Source organism: Magnetococcus marinus MC-1 (assembly GCF_000014865.1).
GTDB classification, from domain to species: domain Bacteria; phylum Pseudomonadota; class Magnetococcia; order Magnetococcales; family Magnetococcaceae; genus Magnetococcus; species Magnetococcus marinus.
The window spans coordinates 2,920,114-2,936,660 of sequence record NC_008576.1 but is presented as its reverse complement, the minus strand read 5'-3'; the positions used below and the strand labels follow the sequence as shown (position 1 = coordinate 2,936,660).

Sequence of the window (16,547 nt, the reverse complement as noted above, 5' to 3'; positions counted from 1 at the left end):
GGCTTAGATTACCCGCGTTGGGTAGACTCCAACTCGTGAATGCGGGCAAGCAGTTGATGTTCACGTATGCGCCATTGGCGTTGTTGGTGTAACTGCGCCTGAACCCGTACTTTTAATATTTTGGGCTCAAGGGGTTTAATTAAATAGTCCACAGCTCCCAACATCATCCCTTTAGCCTCATCCATAATGGCATTTTTGGCCGAAGTAAAGATAATCGGAATACGGTTGGTCTGGTCATTGGCTTTAAGTCGGCGGCATACCTCATAGCCATCCATATCGGGCATCATGATGTCTAAAAGAATAAGATCAGGTTGCTTGGCTTCGGCAATTTTAACCGCAGAATTGCCGTTTAGGGTAGCGAGAATGGTAAACTCGGGTACCAGGGTGCCTTTTATGATTTCAATATTAGCAGGGCTGTCATCGACAACCAAAATAGCCTGTTTCTCATCAACTCGATTCATGGAGGGGGCCTTCGTGGGGGTGGATAAGGGCGTCCATGTCGCAGCCTTTGGCTGCGGGCTTAGCCGTTAGAACGACAGGGTGTTAGTGTAGCGGATTGTGACAACGTGATCAGTAAAAAATCGCGACAAGGTGCTGGTTTGCGGCTTTTTACATAAACCAGCAACGATCCCCGCAGGCATGGCGGTGGCGCCCCAGATGGTCGTTTCCCAATAGGAGAGCTCTCCTCGGATGAAGCCTGCGCGGCGGCCACCTGTTGAAGGAGGGGGATAAAAAAAGGGTGCGGGCTTGGAACGGCTAAACCATTACCAAAGCCGTGGCCCGATGTCTGGATGGCGGGCGGGCACGTTTAGAGGCTGGTTTGGAAAAAAATCGCGTAGTGCAGGCCTTGCGCGCCAAAATCGAAGCGTTGTATGCCCTCCTGATGCAGGTTGCAAGGCAGTGCTTCGGGTTCCAGAAAACGCGCGCGGTCTGGCCAACCGGATAGAATAAGCAGGATACCATGGGCATGCAGTTGGCCTTGTATGGCAACCTCACCGTGGGGGGCAACATGATGAAACAGTGCGCTTAACGCCAGTTGCAACTGGCGTTGCCCCAATTGTTCCGTCGCGGGTAGGGGGGGGAAGTGGTGCAATGTATCGGACCACAAAATGCGTTTGGGTAACCGTTGGGACAAGTGACCAATGGCATCGGCCAGCAAACTGTGCAGGTGCTGTTTAGGGGCGTCTCGTTGGAGATGGCTCAAGTGGCTTTTTAGGAGGGATTGGAGTTTGCCAAAGCGATTTAAGCCATGTTGTACTTCATGCAATAAACTACGCAGTAAGGCTTGGCGGCCTGGGCGGTGGCGATCCTCCAGGAGGGGGTGGGGAGGGCTCTCAAGCAGGTGTTCAAGTTGTTGTCCCAAACTGTGCAGGTCTTGATCCAGCTTAGCGAGGGTTTGATGGATACCCTCTGTGGGATGCATGGGGTAGGTGTCGCTTTTTTGCGGTGGAATAAGGTGCTGCATCTGTTGGGTAATCTGTTGCTGCTGTTGCTGGTGTAAAGCTTGGGTAATATGCTGGAAAACAAGCTCTGTAGCTTGGCTGCTTTGGTTAACCAAACAGGTAAAAAGCGGTTGGCGTGTGGTTAAGTCAAGCAGTTGCCATGCACCCTGTTGTAGCTTCAAGCGTAAGCGCAGCGGCGGCTGTTGTGTGTGGTTTTCCCACCATGCTGGGGGTTTGCTCCAGGCCATTTGGAGTTGTAATTGGCCAGTATGCCATAGGGGTGCGGTGGTGCTGGTGGGGGGGGCTGTCCAGCGCAGTGTTTGCCAACCAGCTTGAGCAAGGGCGTATTCGAGGGCGCTGAGCAGACGAAACCAAAAGTAGGGCGCTTTGGGGGGGGATGCGGGTGTTAATAACAGAATCGTAGCACGCTGCTGACGAGAGAACGCAATGCTGGGTGGTGCCGCTTTGGGAAAAAGAAGAATTTCATGATCACCCATAAAGAGCCTCTAATGGAACGGAGCGCTAAGGTTAATCATGCGCCTGTTTTTAAAAACAACACGCTTTGGTAAAGGGGAGATGCTGTTTGCCAAAACCCCGTTCAACCCCAAAAATCTATGGAATGATGTCATGGCGGTGGTTGGTCAAATCTGTTGGGGGTGACCAGGTGCCCCCCAATTTGGGGGTGACCAGGTGCCCCCCAATTTGGGGGCGACGCGGGTTTGGTTGCTTAGATCCCTCCGCCCAGCCTCGTTTATAGGGGCTGGGTCACGTTCTTTGCGTCTAGAGCGCCCTGCATACCTAAATAGAAACGTTGTGCGCAGGGCGCACGGTTTACCGACTATGGGGTTGAGACCCTCTTACAAGGCCAGCCGAATGGTCTCTTCAAACGCTTTTATGTCTAACTGGTGCGGGTTGTTTATGCCTGCGCTGGCCCGTAGTCGGTCCACGTGCTGTTTACAAACCGCCAAGAGCAGATCATGGAGCACACCCGGTCGTAGGTTTTGAGCCTGGGTTTGTGTGTAGTTTTCCAACGATTGCAGGGTGGTCAACAGCATTTGAGGGTCAATTTCTGGATAGCCTTTGACGCCATTCCCCTGCTTGTTGCCGCGCCCCCCTGAGCTGGAAATTGACTTGTTAAAAGGGGTGTTCAGGGGATGAACGGCGCCCGTTACCAACCAATCAATGGAGACATTGGCGGCACGGGCAATGGCCAATAGTGGGCCGACGGTTGGCTGGCTTTTTCCCGAAATGTAGCGGTAGAGGTGGGCCTCGGAAATATCAATCAGTTCGGAAAGCTTTTTCTTGCCGCCAACAGCCTCGGCCACTTGGGCAATGCGCATACCTAAACCGACCATATGGCCGTTGAGAGCATGAGGTTTGGGGTCTTGAGTAAGGGTTAGAGAACTCGATTTTTTCATATGCTTGCTCTTATTAAAAGGGGTTTGAATGAGCTTTTTTTGGCTACCGCTGTAAGCAGATAGCTCAATGCGTTTTATAGAGATATCGTGTGCGATAAATGATCGCCACATGAATGGTGGAGCTACTGGCATACCTGAAAATGAAAAGAGTATTTCACGGCCAGCGACCGATCCGAGGCGGTCGTTGGCAGGATACCCGTACGAGTAGCTGCATCATTTCCCACACGCTACCTTGATCGCATTCTATCTCATTTGTACACCATTGGCGGCCAGTGAGAAAGAAAAAATATCAATCATTAGATTTTTATTAAATCGTTATGAATTTCTGATACAAGTTTGTTGTTGGTCATAGATCATATAAGATAGGTGTATGTGGGCTGAATCAACCTCTCGTTTGGCTAGGTTAACGTGGTGTTTGCGATTTTTAGGTTCGTTATAAACAGGCTAACATGATGAAATAAATAGAGAGTATGCGGATCATGAGCCTTGTGAACGATTTCTAAAGGGTAGCCGGCAGCGCTGGTTTTGGCATCATCCCAAGGGGCGGGGCGCTTGGTAACTATTTTAATGGTTTGTTAACGATCTAAAAAATTGGTAAATGGATGGCTCCAACCCAGCACAGCATCCAAACTCAAGGAAAAAGTGTCAGATAAATATAATAAAAATTATTCATTGGTAAAAAATGAGCATGGGGGTGCCAGGTGCCCAGCGGATGGCCTTTTAGGCGGGGGTGTTTGCGTGGCGCTGGTGGGGTGGGGATGCGGTACATATGGCGTTACCAAGCTGTTACATGCTATGTTAACCCCCCACGTTCGTAACAGAGGGCATGGGGGTGCCGCTTGCCAGGGTGTTTTGTTGCCAGGGTGTTTTGTTGCCGGGGTGTTTTGTTGGAGGTGGTAAAGGGTTAATGGTAATGTATAGGTCGGTGGAGTGGGGAATGATGCAACGCTTATTTTGGCTCTGTATGGTGCTGGCATGGGGGTGGCCTGCTGAGGCTAAAGCAGACCTCTTTAGTGAGGGGCGCTATCAGGCTGCGGTGGTGGTTGAGATTGCCTCAACCGGTAAACTCCCCGAACGACAGGTGCAGAGCTGGCATGTTAAGGCACTGCTCCAAGACGAAGGTGTGCCCACTGGGTTTGAGCTGTTTGCCGATCCCGCAACGCCAGAGTTGATGCCCCAAACGCTCAATGTGGGGGACTCTATCATCCTGAGTTGCAATGGTGAACAGTGCAGTTATTTTGATCAAGACCGGCGTCATGGCTGGTGGTTGATTGGTGTGCTGTTCTTGGTGGTGGTGGCTCTGGTGTGTGGCATTCATGGCGCTTTTGCGCTGTTTGCCATGGGCTTTAGCTTGGCGACCATTTTTGTCTTTATGACCCCACTGCTGCTGCAAGGTTGGAACCCCTTTTGGCTCTGTTTGGGTACCGCGATCTTGCTGGTTGTGGTGCTCATCGTGGTGGGCCATGGCGTGACCATGCGCAGTGCCATCGCCGCGCAAGGGGCGGTGCTGGCGCTGCTCACGGCTGCCCTCTTTGCCTGGGTAACGGTTTGGATCTTAGGCTTGGATGGTGCAGGCAGTGAAGTGGGGCTTTACAGCAACTTTGGGGTGCTGAAAAATTTGGATATGCGGGGGCTGTTTCTTGGAGCGATCCTGCTGGGTTGCATCGGCGTGCTGGATGATGTGACCTGGGCACAAGCGGCCGTGGTGGAAGATATGGCGCTCAATCACCCGCGCATGGGTACCATAGAGCTCTATCAAGCGTCACTGTTAGCGGGGCGGGAGTATCTGGTCGGGATGATCAATACCCTGGCTTTGGCCTACGTAGGAGCGGGCTTGCCTCTACTGATTTTAGCACTTTACGACCAAAGCCTACCCCTCTGGGTCAGTCTTAACAGCCAAGTGGTGCAAGAGGTGCTGGTGCGTACCCTAAGTGGCGGCTTTGCTTTGACATTGGCCCTGCCCATTACCACTTGGTTGGCCGCCCGTAAATATGCCCAACAGCCCCGCTTGGGGCGGACGAAGCCGCTACGCGGCAATCCCTGAGCCATATTTTTTTGGCCGGGTCTGCTCGACGTTGTTCTATGGCTGGGGGGTGGGCTGCCGGTGCTGGTTAAGCCAGAGCGTCTCAATGATGCCGTGCAGCAGTGCCTCATGACCGACCTCAGCATGCCCATAAAGGGTGCAGGGTAGGTGAAAAGCCACCTGTGCCGGGAGTTGCCACAAAGCGTTGTCTGGGGCAAAGGCAGAGAGGGTGATTAAATCCAGCCCATTGTCCAAGGCCCACTGGCCGCAGCATAAAATATTTTCCGAGTTGCCCGAGCTGGAAATGGCAATAAGCAGGTCACCTGGGCGGGCCAACTTTTTTAAGGGCTCCAAAAAAACCGCCGCATAGCCATTGTCGTTGGCCATGCAGGTAAGCAAACTGGCATCACTAAAGGTGTGGGAACGCAAGGCCAGCTTGTTAATCATATCCTGACTTAAATGACTGCACAGGGCGTTGCTGCCGCCATTGCCAATCCACCATATCTGGCCACTTTGCTGTTGCTGTTTTTCCAGCAGCTGCTGCGTGCGCTCAAAGCCACGCTGCCGTGAGCAGGGACGGCCTTGGAGGTGGCAGTTGGTCTGTTGTAGGGACTCTTGCAGCTTATCCAACCAGTGGGAAACCGTTGCGGACATCGAGTTGCCTTTGTCATCATCGTCGCTGTGGGGGGCAATGCAGTGCCAACTTCGCAGAAGGAGGGCAATAAATCAACCCATTTTCATGGGGGATTCCTCGCGTTTTTATCACAATCGTTGCTTATGGCCGTGTCGCTTTCGCCCATATGGCGGGTCGAAGCGGAAAAAATCGTGATACATATCAAGGAGAGCGCTGTCTAGGCCCTGGGTCGAAGGGCATCACTGCTTGGGTGATTTGAGCCGGACCGTCTTTAAGGATGTGCCAGCTTACCTTATTGGCCCATGCCAAGGGGGCCAAACGGCGGAGGGTGTGACACGGGGGCATGGGTAACAAGCCGCACACCACCTAAGGGTCAGAGCTGGGATGTGGAGCAGCTTGAGTGACGCTGGGTTTAGCTGTCAAACAGCTCGGGCTTTTCCATTTGCAGCAACATTAAATCGGTGGCAATAACATGTTCATCCACCCATTTCATGCGGCCCAAGCGTTGCTGAATGAGGGTTACTAACTGATCTTTGTGGGCTTCGCTAATCTGCTGGTAATCTTGCCCTTCCAGCAGATCACGGACCTGTTCAGGTAGCTCATCATTCATAAATGCCATGCCGCGATCCTTTGATTAAAGGTGAAAATGCCAACACTCCACTATTCAGAGCCCATGCGCACAAAAGGGTTCCCACTGCCCTGTAACATTATAGATGTGGGGCAGGAAAAGGTGCACCAGGCCGCCTATAAAGCCCGCTCCCAGACGAGCTAGAGGCTCTACCTGCTGGGCTGCTACGGTCAGACGCCCCTGGCTGTCGTGGGTGATGAGGCTCTCTTCCACATAGCACGCGTGGATTTGCCCAAATAAGAGGGTTTGCGGGGTGGGTAACTTCAGATACCCCCGCTGGCAGAGGAACTGCGCTGGCTTTCACCTGCATAGCCTGATGGGTGCGCGGAATATGTACGGGAAAATAAATACGTTGCAAAAGAGTTAAGCGGCTATCTTTGGGGCTGCCATCGCTCTTTTTGCCCACCGACAACATCAATAGAGGGGGGCTGGTACTGCCGGTAAAATAGGAGAAGGGGGCTAATTAATCGCGGCATTCTCGTTTTCGCTCAATACCCAAGCGATGGGAGGTGGGATTAAAGTCTGGGTCATTAAATGGTAAATGGCACCAGGGCTTTGGGTGGAAAAGTCGATGAGCATCGCTTAACTCCCTGGGCGTTTGCCCTCCCGTGAGCGGGGCTAAAAAGCATCATCATGTCACCCCAAAAAGCGTCTAATGCGGGGGATTAAATCATGAAACTGGATGGGTTTATTGACAAAATCCACGGCACCAAGTTGAAACGCTTGTGTGCGGCTATCACTCTCTTGATCCACGGTTAATAAAAGGGTTGGTATGGATTCATAAAGGGGGTTGCTCTGGATCTGCCGCAATAGGCTAAAACCATCCATGCGAGGCATGCGCACATCCGTCAGGACCATATCCACGTGCTGTTGCCCGAGCATCTCCAGGGCCTCTTGGCCATCTTTGGCTTCGCACACCTGTAGACCGATCTCCTCAAGGGGTTTGCGCAAGAGCATGCGTTCGGCATCATTATCATCCACCAGTAACACGACAGGATCGGTGTGGGGTAGGAGAATGGCGATTTCTCCCCCTAACGCAGGGAGTGTGCTAAAGCGAATCTCCCCTTTATGGGCCGCAATAATGGCCCGACAATGGGTGTCGTACTCGGTGATGGTTCCCTGTCTGTTGGGGTCCGTCGGTCGCAATAAGGTCTGTTCCAAGCCGGGTATGTGCTTGGCTAAGCCTAGGCTTCTAAATGAAAGTTTTGATCCGACTTGGAGAATATGCAGGGTGTCACCGCTGCTGCTCAGATCCATTGCCAACGTAAGCAGGTGGCGGAGCGCTTCGTCGAGCAGATAGGGGTCTCCGTGTAGGCGCTGACTTGGGTTTATCTGGTTGAGTACGGTAATGTGCTGCTCTTGCGCAAGGTTGGCCAAACTGCGGAGCACACGTTGCATTAAATGATGGGTGTTAAGATAGCCAAAAGCGGGGCTAAGGGCATCCGCAGGTTGATGGCTGGAGCGATTGCGATAGCCGGCCATCTCCACCAATGTGTTGAGATTGAGCTGCGCTTGGGCGCAGGCTTCATGCAGGTCGCGGGGCAATAACTGTTCCGCATTAATGGCCTCTAATAAATTGATCGTACTTGCCAATGGTTCGCGTAGATTGCGCTGGATCAGGGTGAAAAAATGGTTTTTGTCGTTTAGAGCCTGCTCCAAGCGACCAACCTGCTCGCTGAGTTGGCTTGCTGTGTGGCGCTCTTTGGGTGACGGATTGCCCTCCTGGGTGAGCAGAAGATGGCAGAGCATCATGGGCGGCAACCCGTTTTGGGTGGCCATGGTGGAAAAATGCAGGGTAACCTGCTTGGGTCCTGTTTCCGTTAACCAATGGAGCCCTTCGACCTTCGCGGTAAAATGGCGCCCCTCGCGTAGCGTTTGTAGCCCTTGGTAGAGCACCTGCTTATCCTGTGGTGCAAGCAGATCGCTCAGCGTGGTGTTAGTATAGAGGTCGGGTAAATGCACCAGCCAAGCCACCATCGCATGGTTCCAACCCAGTAAGTGCAGATCGGTGTTAAGCAGCAGGCAAGGGGCATCGACAGCTTGTAGGGCCGTGGCTAACCAGTAGGAGGTGGTTACTTGGGGCGGCGGCATGGTCCATTCATCCTGCTAAAAAGGGATAAAAAGTGCGGTTTATAATAGGGTTTGGTAAGACTATCTGTACAATCTGCAACAGTTTTTTTGGAAAAGGAACAAAAAAATAAAACGGTATTTACAAAGAAGTCGCCTCCAAGGCGGCTTTCATGCTGTGCCGCATATTGTTACTCTAAGCACTTGGCTGTTGGCAGGGCGGGGCTGAGTGCAAAATTTGCCTTGTTCGTTGGTAGGCTGCTGCGGTGATGGTACTGAGTAGTCATCACCTACTTCTTTTCACGTTTATCCATGGATTGAATGGCATGGCACACCCCTTTCGACTTCCCTTGGTTCCGAGCCTGCTGGTGATACTGGCGGCATTGATGTTGGTACGCACGGTAGCACCTCGTGACAAGATCGTTGTGATTGAGGATACCAGATCTACTGCGTTGGCCGCTACGGCGCAGCCACGGCAAGAACGGACTCTCCCGCGCGTTCCCCAACAAGCCGCAGCCAAGTCGCCCGCGATCTCGACGACTGTATCTGCCCAAGCCTCTGCCACGCCGCCTAAACCCATGGCAGGGGTGGGGGGGGATGCGGCGGCCACCAATCTTTGCGACCGTTTGGCCGCCTCGCCCGATGATCCTCAGCGGGTTAGTCCAGGCGTTATGCTTGAGCCGACCACCATAGGGGATGCGGAGTCAGCTTGCCGCGAGATGGTGGAAAACGCACCCAAAGAAGGCAGGTATTTCTACCAGTTGGGGCGCATTTTGGAGGCCAAATCGGCTTGGCGTGGGGCGCGGGATGCCCACCAGCAAGCCTCCAATGTGTGGTATGCCATGGGTAGTTATCGGTTGGGCATGTTGCTGTTAAGCGGCAAGGGTGGCGCACAGGATATTCATGCTGGTTTGCGGTTGCTGCAAAAGGCGGCGCTGGCCAAATTGCCGCCTGCCCAAAATGCCATAGGGGTGCATTTGGCCAATGGGCGGTTGGTCAAACGCAATATGCGTGAAGCGGTGCGCTGGTTACGCCAAGCGGCCATGGGTGGTTATGCCCCAGGGATGCATAATCTATCCCGGGCATTAATGTCACCCCGCTCTGGAACCGATGGGCGGCAAGAGGCGTTGGTTTGGCTGCGTAAAGCGGCAGATCGGGGTGTGGCCGAGGCGCAATATGATCTAGGCATGTTGTATGAGCGGGGGAACATGGTGCCCAAGGATGCCGCAGAGGCCAAGTTGTGGTTGGGTAAAGCGGCCAAACAGGGGCATGTGAGGGCGCTCAAACAGCTTGAGTAAATGGTATGAGCAGGTTGTGTGTGGGGGGAACGTTTCAAGGATGGCGGTGTCGGAGTGGTTGAGCAACTCGGTTTGGCAGGGCTGTTTCGGCCTGCTTTCCCGCCTGAGCCAAAGCGGTTTGATCCGGGTGGGCGTGGTGTCGTTAGGCGTTGGTAGACATGGGTTGTGTGTGGGCTGTAGGGGTGAACCTCTGTATGCATGGCTTTTGGGCGTTTGGCATGAGCCCCCCTCTCTTAATGGTTAATAGGTGTTTTCCATGCTGTTTATGAAGAAAAAAATTACGATGGTTGCCCCCCAAGAGGCCCTGCCTGGGCGTGGAATACCCATGCCGGTAGAGGATCAACATTGGGTGTTGAAAACCCCTATGCGTGGGCCATGGCCGGGGATGCAGCAACTGCTGGTGGGGATGGGCTGTTTTTGGGGTGCGGAACGGCGCTTTTGGCAGCAGCCAGGGGTACACATGACGGCGGTGGGTTATGCTGCGGGTTATACCCCCAATCCGACCTATGAGGAGGTGTGCGCCAATAAGACCGGCCATAATGAGGTGGTGTTGGTGGTGTATGATCCGCAACAGACCGATTTAGAGCGGCTACTGCGCCTCTTTTGGGAGGCGCATAATCCGACCCAGGGGATGCAGCAGGGCAACGATGTGGGTACGCAATACCGTTCGGGGATCTATCTGGCCCATGAGGCGGAGCTGGCCCTGGCCTTGGCAACCCGGGATGCCTATCAGCAGCGTTTGAGTGGTGCGGGTCTAGGCACCATCACCACAGAGATTTTACCCATGCCCCCCTTTTATTACGCAGAAGCGTATCATCAACAATATTTGGCTAAAAACCCAGGCGGCTATTGCGGGCTGGGTGGAACTGGGGTGGTGTTTTAGACCCTGCTTACCTAGAGACGAACCGATTTTGGATCGGTAAAACCCTGCCCGTAGCGCGGTCCACCTTGGTAAGCGGGTGGGCCGCACGGTTTTTTAACCCGCTGCGCAGGGTACAAGGTTATTACGAAATTGCGCTGTTGCCCCGGCAATGGAAAAATCCGCCGCCCGTTTCAAACAGAGCAGGGGATCAATCTGGCGTGCCGCCAGCATGGCGATTTTGAGATCATCATGCATGACCCCCGCTCCAGATTGACCCAATACAAACGCCGGTGCCAAATGATGGAACGCCGCTATAGGGGTGCCACTGGCGAGAGCCTCAATCAACACCTTGCCAAAGGTGTCTGTGAGTGAGGGGAAGACAAAGACATCCGCCGCGGCATAAAAACGGGCCAAGGCCTCCCCCCGTTGCAACCCCGCAAACAGAGTGTTCCCCCCCAAACGCTGAAGACGCTCTTGGTCAGGACCTTCCCCCACCAAAACCTTGGTGCCCGCCACATCGGCATGAATAAAAGGATCCAAATTCTTCTCGCGGGCCAAACGTCCCACATAGAGATAGATCGGCCCCTTTGCGTGGCGTAAAATCTCTGGCTTTTCGGTGGCAGGGCGGGGCCGGAAAAGCTGCGTGTCAACCCCCCGCATCCACAAGGCAATGCGGGTGTTAAACTGTTTTTCTTTAAGCATATCTGCCATGGGCGGCGTGGTGGCCATAATGCAGGCCGCGCGGTTATGAAAACGACGCATCAAGGGATAGACCCAGTTGCTGGAGATCAGCCCACGGCTGCGACGTTGGGCATACTCAGGCCACTGAGTGTGGTAGGTGGTGGTAAAGGCCAAATGGTGGTTGCGGCAATAGCGACAGGCTGCCATGCCAATGGGGCCTTCGGTGGCAATATGGATATGCTCGGGTTGAAACGACTCGATCAAGCGGGCAGTTAACCCTTGGTCGCGAATCATCTCCACATTATCCCCTTTGAGGGTGAACCATTTTTTTTCAAAGCGGCGGGGATGAATAACCTCTAAGTGGTCCCCCCACAGCCGCAATTGATCCACTGTGTCCTGGTAGGTTAGCGCAACACCATTTACCTGGGGGGGGTCCCAGGCGTCGGTGGCGATAAGAATCCGCTTGTTGCGGCCAAAGGTAGGATTCGGGTTTTCCATATGGGGCTCGGTTTGGCGCATGGCAAGGTCGATACTCAAATAAGAGAAAGGGTTGGGGCCGGAGGATGGCCGTTAAAATACCCCCATGCAGCCCCTTAGTTGGCGGCCACCAAGCGGCTGCTCACGGCGGCGTGGTCCGATTGAAAGGTGGTGGCTATAACGCGCCCCTGTTCTGGTTGGGGATAACACCCCCGGGCCAAGATATGGTCCACAGAACGGCGGTCCCACCACTGTAGAAAGGTGGGGGCTTTGGGTTGGTTCATGCAGTCAGTAAAATTTTGCAGGCTGGGTACCTCATGCTGCAAGCGATGCAGCGGAACATTAAAATCCCCCATCAGGATCAAGGGGGCCTCGCTGGGTACGCTCAGCATGTTGTGGTTAAGGGTTTTTAAATGGTGTTGGTAGAGGGTGAGCTTTTCTGTGGTGCAAAGGTGCACATAAAAATAGGTTGTGCCGCTCTCGCTGCCCCGTGCCATCACTGCCCCGCCGCCGCCGCCAATTTTTTTAGCCCAGGGAAAAGGGTGGGGAATGGCAACCGCTTCGCTGGTTTCACGGGTGGCTAGGATGACGCTAAGGTGCTCTTTTACCCCTTTGGCTTTGTGTCCCAGCGCTGTGTGAATGGTTTTAAAACCCATGGTGCGCAAAGCCTGGACGTAGAGCGGTTGTTGCGAACGCAACACTTCGCACAAGCCGACCACATCCATGGGTTCATCTTGATTAAGGTGTTGGAGTTGATCGATAATCCGTTGGGGTGATAACTTGCTATAAACACGTTTGCGGCGCTCTTCTAAAGAACGTTTGCGCCACTTAAAGGGCATGCGCATGCCCAGCAGTTGTTCGGTAAAGGATTGCAGCGGTCGTTTGTAGTGTATGCCGTAGTGGATATAAATGTGGTGCCAAAAACCCCTGCCATCTCCCCCTGCCATGGTATTGAGATGGAAACAGTTTTTTTGTGCAGACATGGGATGCTCCCCCGGTTTTTTTGATGAGCTTAACCGGTGGCATTGTCCCTTGAGGGCAAGACCTAAATGTCGCGCTTGAGTAACAAAATTTTATGGTTGCGTGTCTTTTTTATGTTGAGCGACCAATATTTTAAAATAAAGTTGGTTCTAAGGGCCGTAGAAGTGGTGAAACCCTTCACAGATACCGTCGGCGTAATTCTCTCGTGCCAGATAAAGGCTCTGCGCTACCCCCGCTTGCTGGCACTGGTAGAGGGCTTGTTCCCGCACGCTTTTATCGGCATTTCCCACTAAAATACTGGGTACCGAGCTGGCAAATACCGACAGATCGTTGGCCGAATCCCCCGCAAAAAGGGTGTGGCTATCGTCGATCGCACAATGCTGTTGCAGCATGCGTATGGCGGTTAACTTATTGATACCGGATGGTATAATATTTAACAGACGTGTGCCACTCTCTTCATCGCGGCTCCAGCGCTGCTCGATGGGTAATCCCTTTAGCCGTACGGAAATCTGCTCCATAAGGGGCTGTTTGTCTAAATCAGGGGCAACGCTATAGCTCTGCTTAAACCGGCTTTGGCGGTCAACACAGCGTGGGGTGAGGGGGAGGTCACGGAGCAAAAGAGGAATTTGATGGCGCAGCTCCAAACTCCAAGTGGAGGCTAAAATGGTACGCCAGCCGGGCAACGATTGCCAATGACCGTCGGTAAAGAGAGAGATGGCTCCCCCCGCATCGGCGACCATAAAACGAGGGGTCGGGAGTTGGTAGGTTTTTATGGCCTCTTCCATACCGCTGTGGTCACGACCAGAAAGGTAGCTCAACTGGATATGGGGTTGCTTGACCAGTTGCTGGAAGCGGTGGCGTGCGCCATGGGGTTCAGGGCTTCCCCCATTCGGGAGAAGGGTGCGGTCCAGATCGGTGCAAAGCAGTAGGGCTGGGGTAGACATGACGGTTTTCCGCAGGGTTGCAAAGAGGGGGGTTGGACAAAGTAACGGAACTTTTACGGCATATACTTTCTAAGTGGCAGTGTATGATAACACCAATTCTCCCTGATTTTAAACGACGAGGTGGTTTGTGAAGCTGGATATGCAGAGTATTATGTGGATAGCTTGGGGTTCAGCGGTTATTATTCCTATAAAAATTTACCTGATTATACGCTATTTTAAACGCAAAATAGCCGAAGATGTCGCTAAACAAACCCAGCAAGATCAAGCTTCTTGACGCACTTTTTTTGGCAGAGTGTGGTGGCTTTTAGGGGAAGCAACGGCATGTCCAATATTTTTTATGTGAAATGTTGATGGAGGTAGGCGAATTTTTAGTGAAATATGCGCTTAAATGGGCGATTCTGTGTCGGGATGATGACAACGGCCATGGCACGATTAAACCCTAATCGAGTATCCCGTTTATCCTAAAAGGCGTTATGGATTTGGTTTAAGGTGAAAATTAATAAGGATAAAGAGGGATCGAATATGAAACAGGCGCAGGAGAGCGGGCTATTACATTTGGTACGGGCATCGGGCTATTCATGGCAGGGGTTAAGAGCGGCCTGGAGCCACGAAATCGCTTTTCGGATGGAGGTGGCACTCTGTTCTTTGATGATGCCTGTCGGCATGTTGGTGGGGGGCGATGCGGTAGAGCGGGCATTGTTGGTGGGTAGCCTGTTGATTGTGCTGATTACAGAGTTGCTTAACTCGGCTGTGGAGGCCGTGGTGGACCGTGCCGGTCCAGAGTGGAACGCTTATGCCAAGCGGGCCAAAGATTTGGGTTCGGCTGCGGTGTTTATGAGTGTGGGTTTGGCGCTGCTGGTATGGGGTATGCTCATTGCAGAAAAATTGGGTTAAAGCGTGCCTTAAGCTTGGCTTGTGAAGAGGGACGGGGTCGGCAGAGGAGAGGCACCTCATGCGTGGCGTGGAACGAAGATAGGATTTATGCAAACCCAATGCTGGCATGCTGAGGTTTGCTTGGTTGCGCAGGGGGAGGCGTTTTCGCAAAATCGACGACGGCACCCTGGGTGTGCCGCTGCCCCAGCGGAGTGGTAAAGGTCAGAATAGATGCGGCGTCTGCCCAGGTAGACGCCGTTTTTTGTATCGAAAGAGTCGGGCGATACGAAGAGCATGTCGAAACAAAGAGGTGACTTTACCGTTTTTCTGTTAAAAGTTGCGGTTTCTTCCTTGGAAAGGTGATTCAGGTTAGGCTATAAATAGAAGCTAAGCGGGGAATGGTGTAGCCATGCTAATTTGGTGGCAAGGGTTGCACAGGCAGGCTGTGGAGGAATTGACCATGGCCCACGATTATAAATAAAAAACCGTGGCGATTCCAATGAAGTGGTGCGCCAATCCCCTCGGGCAGACTTTTTAACCAAGCACGCCTATCAAAAAAACGTGTGGACAGATGTGGTGGCAGACGACATCTGGGTGAAAGCCTGTTTACCAGACCGATCCAAGTAAAAAAAGCAGACAGGGAGATATACATGTCAAGGGATCTGATTCAAACCACAGCCGGCATCATCCAGTCCTATGTAAGCAATAACCCCATCGAGGCTGAGCAGTTAACCGGCCTAATTGGTGAGGTGTTTAACTCCCTAGAGGAGTTGTCCCAAAAGGGTTCGTTGGGGGATATTGACGCCGCCACTGCTGAGGATCTGGACCGTTGGGTTGATGGCCTAAACAAAAAAGAGCGTACCGGGTTGACCAAGTTGCAACCTGCGGTGGCCGTGGATCAAGCGGTGCAGGAAGATAGTGTGACCTGTCTCATCTGCGGCAAGACCTGCAAGGCCCTTAAAGGGCATTTGACCCGCACCCATAAGTTGGATGTGGCCGATTATCGCGCCATGTTTAATTTGCCTAAAGATTTTCCCATGACCGCCCCCAACTATTCGGCGCGGCGGCGTGTGTTGGCTGAAGAGGTGGGCTTGAGTGAAAAACTGCAAGCTAGCCGTGAGCGTAAGAAAAAACAGAGCAGCTAATAACAAGAGATCCAACACCCTATAGGAACGGGCTGAGACGCTGCATTGTCTCAGCCCGTTCTGTTTTGGGTCGGTATCTGTTAGGGTGTTTGCGGGTATCAACACGGTAGCAGCCGGGTGGGTTGTGGCGGATGGTACTAACTAGAGGATTTTAAGCGCATGGCTGGAACAGCAGCAGCCCTGTTGGTCGAAGGGTTGGTTAAACGGTATAAAGGGGGCATTACGGCCCTCGATGGGGTGGATCTGCGGGTAGAGCCTGGAGAGGTGTTTGCCATTTTGGGTCCCAATGGTGCGGGAAAATCCACCTTAATTAATATTGTGGCGCAAATAACCACTGCCACGGCCGGTGCGGTGGCGGTCTTTGGTACCGCCTTGCAGCAAGATCCACTGGCCACCAAGCGGTTGGTTGGGATAACCCCGCAAGAGATCGCTTTGGACCCCTTTTTTACGGTGCGTGAAGTACTGGTCAACCATGCTGGTTATTATGGCTTTCGCGATGCCTCAGCGCATGTGGAGCGTTTGTTGGAACGGCTGGGATTGGCCGAGCATGCGCATAAGCGTACACGGCAGCTCTCTGGGGGAATGAAGCGGCGTTTGACGGTGGCGAAATCCCTGGTCCACCAACCCCCCTTGATTATTCTGGATGAGCCGACCGCTGGGGTGGATGTGGCTCTAAGGCGGGATTTGTGGGCCTTTGTCAGTGAGCTGCATCAAGAGGGAGTTACGGTTATTTTAACCACCCACTACCTGGAAGAGGCGCAGGCGTTGGCGGGGCGGGTTGCCATTATTAACCATGGCCGGGTGGTGCGTTGTGCGCCCATGAGCCAGTTGTTGAACAGCTTTGGCGGGCGTCGTGCGGCCATTCAGTGGCAGGGGGGGGTGGCTAAGCCTGCTCAGTTGCCGGTGGGGATGCAGTGGGATGTGGCCGGTGAAGCGTTGTCCGGCACCGTGGATGAGCAAGCCTTGCCACAGTTGTTGGCTTGGGCGGCAGAGCATGGCCATGGGGTGCGGGATTTGCGTTTGGAGCCTCCCCGGCTTGAGGATGTTTATCTGCAACTTACCGCAGAGGGGTGA

At 53.3% G+C, this 16,547-nt stretch carries 17 protein-coding genes; 8 read left to right on the top strand and 9 right to left on the bottom strand.

Translation table 11 applies throughout. The annotated features are described in order from the left end of the window. Positions 1–8 precede the first annotated feature (8 nt). The gene (locus tag MMC1_RS11820) at positions 9–461 is read right to left on the bottom strand and encodes a response regulator (protein WP_011713925.1); all 453 of its coding nucleotides are present in this window, start codon (positions 459–461) and stop codon (positions 9–11) included. Between the two features lie 347 nt (positions 462–808). Next, positions 809–1,939: a hypothetical protein gene (locus MMC1_RS11815; protein ID WP_011713924.1), complete on the bottom strand. Its 1,131-nt coding sequence runs from the start codon at positions 1,937–1,939 to the stop codon at positions 809–811. A 37-nt stretch (positions 1,940–1,976) separates the two neighbouring features. On the opposite strand from MMC1_RS11815, the gene MMC1_RS22380 reads away from it, so the two are divergent. Next, on the top strand, positions 1,977–2,102 hold the full coding sequence (locus tag MMC1_RS22380; protein ID WP_265101269.1) for a hypothetical protein: 126 nt from the start codon (positions 1,977–1,979) through the stop codon (positions 2,100–2,102). A gap of 197 nt (positions 2,103–2,299) precedes the next feature. On the opposite strand, the gene MMC1_RS11810 is transcribed toward MMC1_RS22380, so the two are convergent. Next, a complete protein-coding gene (locus MMC1_RS11810) occupies positions 2,300–2,860 on the bottom strand; it encodes a helix-turn-helix domain-containing protein (RefSeq protein ID WP_160162705.1) in 561 nt (186 codons plus the stop codon). Between the two features lie 937 nt (positions 2,861–3,797). On the opposite strand from MMC1_RS11810, the gene MMC1_RS11805 reads away from it, so the two are divergent. Then, entirely contained in the window at positions 3,798–4,904 is a 1,107-nt protein-coding gene (locus tag MMC1_RS11805) for a YibE/F family protein (RefSeq protein ID WP_041641201.1), read from the top strand. Between the two features lie 36 nt (positions 4,905–4,940). Here MMC1_RS11805 and MMC1_RS11800 read toward each other — a convergent pair whose 3' ends face one another. The 3 genes from MMC1_RS11800 to MMC1_RS20175 form a co-directional block, all read right to left on the bottom strand. Then, positions 4,941–5,537 carry an SIS domain-containing protein gene (locus tag MMC1_RS11800; protein ID WP_011713920.1) on the bottom strand — a complete coding sequence of 199 codons (597 nt, stop codon included), beginning with the start codon at positions 5,535–5,537 and terminating at the stop codon, positions 4,941–4,943. A 392-nt stretch (positions 5,538–5,929) separates the two neighbouring features. Then, complete coding sequence (locus MMC1_RS11795) at positions 5,930–6,136, bottom strand: hypothetical protein (protein ID WP_041641200.1); 207 nt, start codon at positions 6,134–6,136, stop codon at positions 5,930–5,932. Between the two features lie 645 nt (positions 6,137–6,781). Continuing rightward, a complete protein-coding gene (locus MMC1_RS20175) occupies positions 6,782–8,236 on the bottom strand; it encodes a response regulator (RefSeq protein ID WP_011713919.1) in 1,455 nt (484 codons plus the stop codon). Positions 8,237–8,538: 302 nt separating this feature from the next. On the opposite strand from MMC1_RS20175, the gene MMC1_RS11785 reads away from it, so the two are divergent. Both MMC1_RS11785 and msrA read left to right on the top strand, forming a co-directional pair. Continuing rightward, positions 8,539–9,510, top strand: coding sequence for a tetratricopeptide repeat protein (locus MMC1_RS11785; RefSeq protein ID WP_041641199.1), 972 nt, complete (start codon positions 8,539–8,541; stop codon positions 9,508–9,510). 256 nt (positions 9,511–9,766) lie between these two features. After that, positions 9,767–10,393: a peptide-methionine (S)-S-oxide reductase MsrA gene (msrA, locus tag MMC1_RS11780; protein ID WP_011713916.1), complete on the top strand. Its 627-nt coding sequence runs from the start codon at positions 9,767–9,769 to the stop codon at positions 10,391–10,393. A 93-nt stretch (positions 10,394–10,486) separates the two neighbouring features. Here msrA and MMC1_RS11775 read toward each other — a convergent pair whose 3' ends face one another. The 3 genes from MMC1_RS11775 to MMC1_RS11765 all read right to left on the bottom strand — a co-directional run bounded on the left by MMC1_RS11775 (position 10,487) and on the right by MMC1_RS11765 (position 13,455). After that, a complete protein-coding gene (locus MMC1_RS11775; protein ID WP_160162704.1) occupies positions 10,487–11,551 on the bottom strand; it encodes a glycosyltransferase family 4 protein in 1,065 nt (354 codons plus the stop codon). Between the two features lie 95 nt (positions 11,552–11,646). After that, a complete protein-coding gene (locus MMC1_RS11770) occupies positions 11,647–12,513 on the bottom strand; it encodes an endonuclease/exonuclease/phosphatase family protein (protein ID WP_011713914.1) in 867 nt (288 codons plus the stop codon). A 147-nt stretch (positions 12,514–12,660) separates the two neighbouring features. Beyond that, positions 12,661–13,455 carry an HAD-IIB family hydrolase gene (locus MMC1_RS11765; protein WP_011713913.1) on the bottom strand — a complete coding sequence of 265 codons (795 nt, stop codon included), beginning with the start codon at positions 13,453–13,455 and terminating at the stop codon, positions 12,661–12,663. 127 nt (positions 13,456–13,582) lie between these two features. On the opposite strand from MMC1_RS11765, the gene MMC1_RS21925 reads away from it, so the two are divergent. From MMC1_RS21925 to MMC1_RS11750, 4 genes are all read left to right on the top strand, one after another. Then, complete coding sequence (locus MMC1_RS21925; RefSeq protein ID WP_160162703.1) at positions 13,583–13,729, top strand: hypothetical protein; 147 nt, start codon at positions 13,583–13,585, stop codon at positions 13,727–13,729. A gap of 248 nt (positions 13,730–13,977) precedes the next feature. Continuing rightward, positions 13,978–14,349: a diacylglycerol kinase gene (locus MMC1_RS11760; RefSeq protein WP_011713912.1), complete on the top strand. Its 372-nt coding sequence runs from the start codon at positions 13,978–13,980 to the stop codon at positions 14,347–14,349. 629 nt (positions 14,350–14,978) lie between these two features. Further along, positions 14,979–15,473, top strand: a complete 495-nt coding sequence (locus tag MMC1_RS11755) for a Ros/MucR family transcriptional regulator (RefSeq protein ID WP_011713911.1) — start codon at positions 14,979–14,981, stop codon at positions 15,471–15,473. A gap of 159 nt (positions 15,474–15,632) precedes the next feature. Then, positions 15,633–16,547: an ABC transporter ATP-binding protein gene (locus MMC1_RS11750; protein ID WP_011713910.1), complete on the top strand. Its 915-nt coding sequence runs from the start codon at positions 15,633–15,635 to the stop codon at positions 16,545–16,547.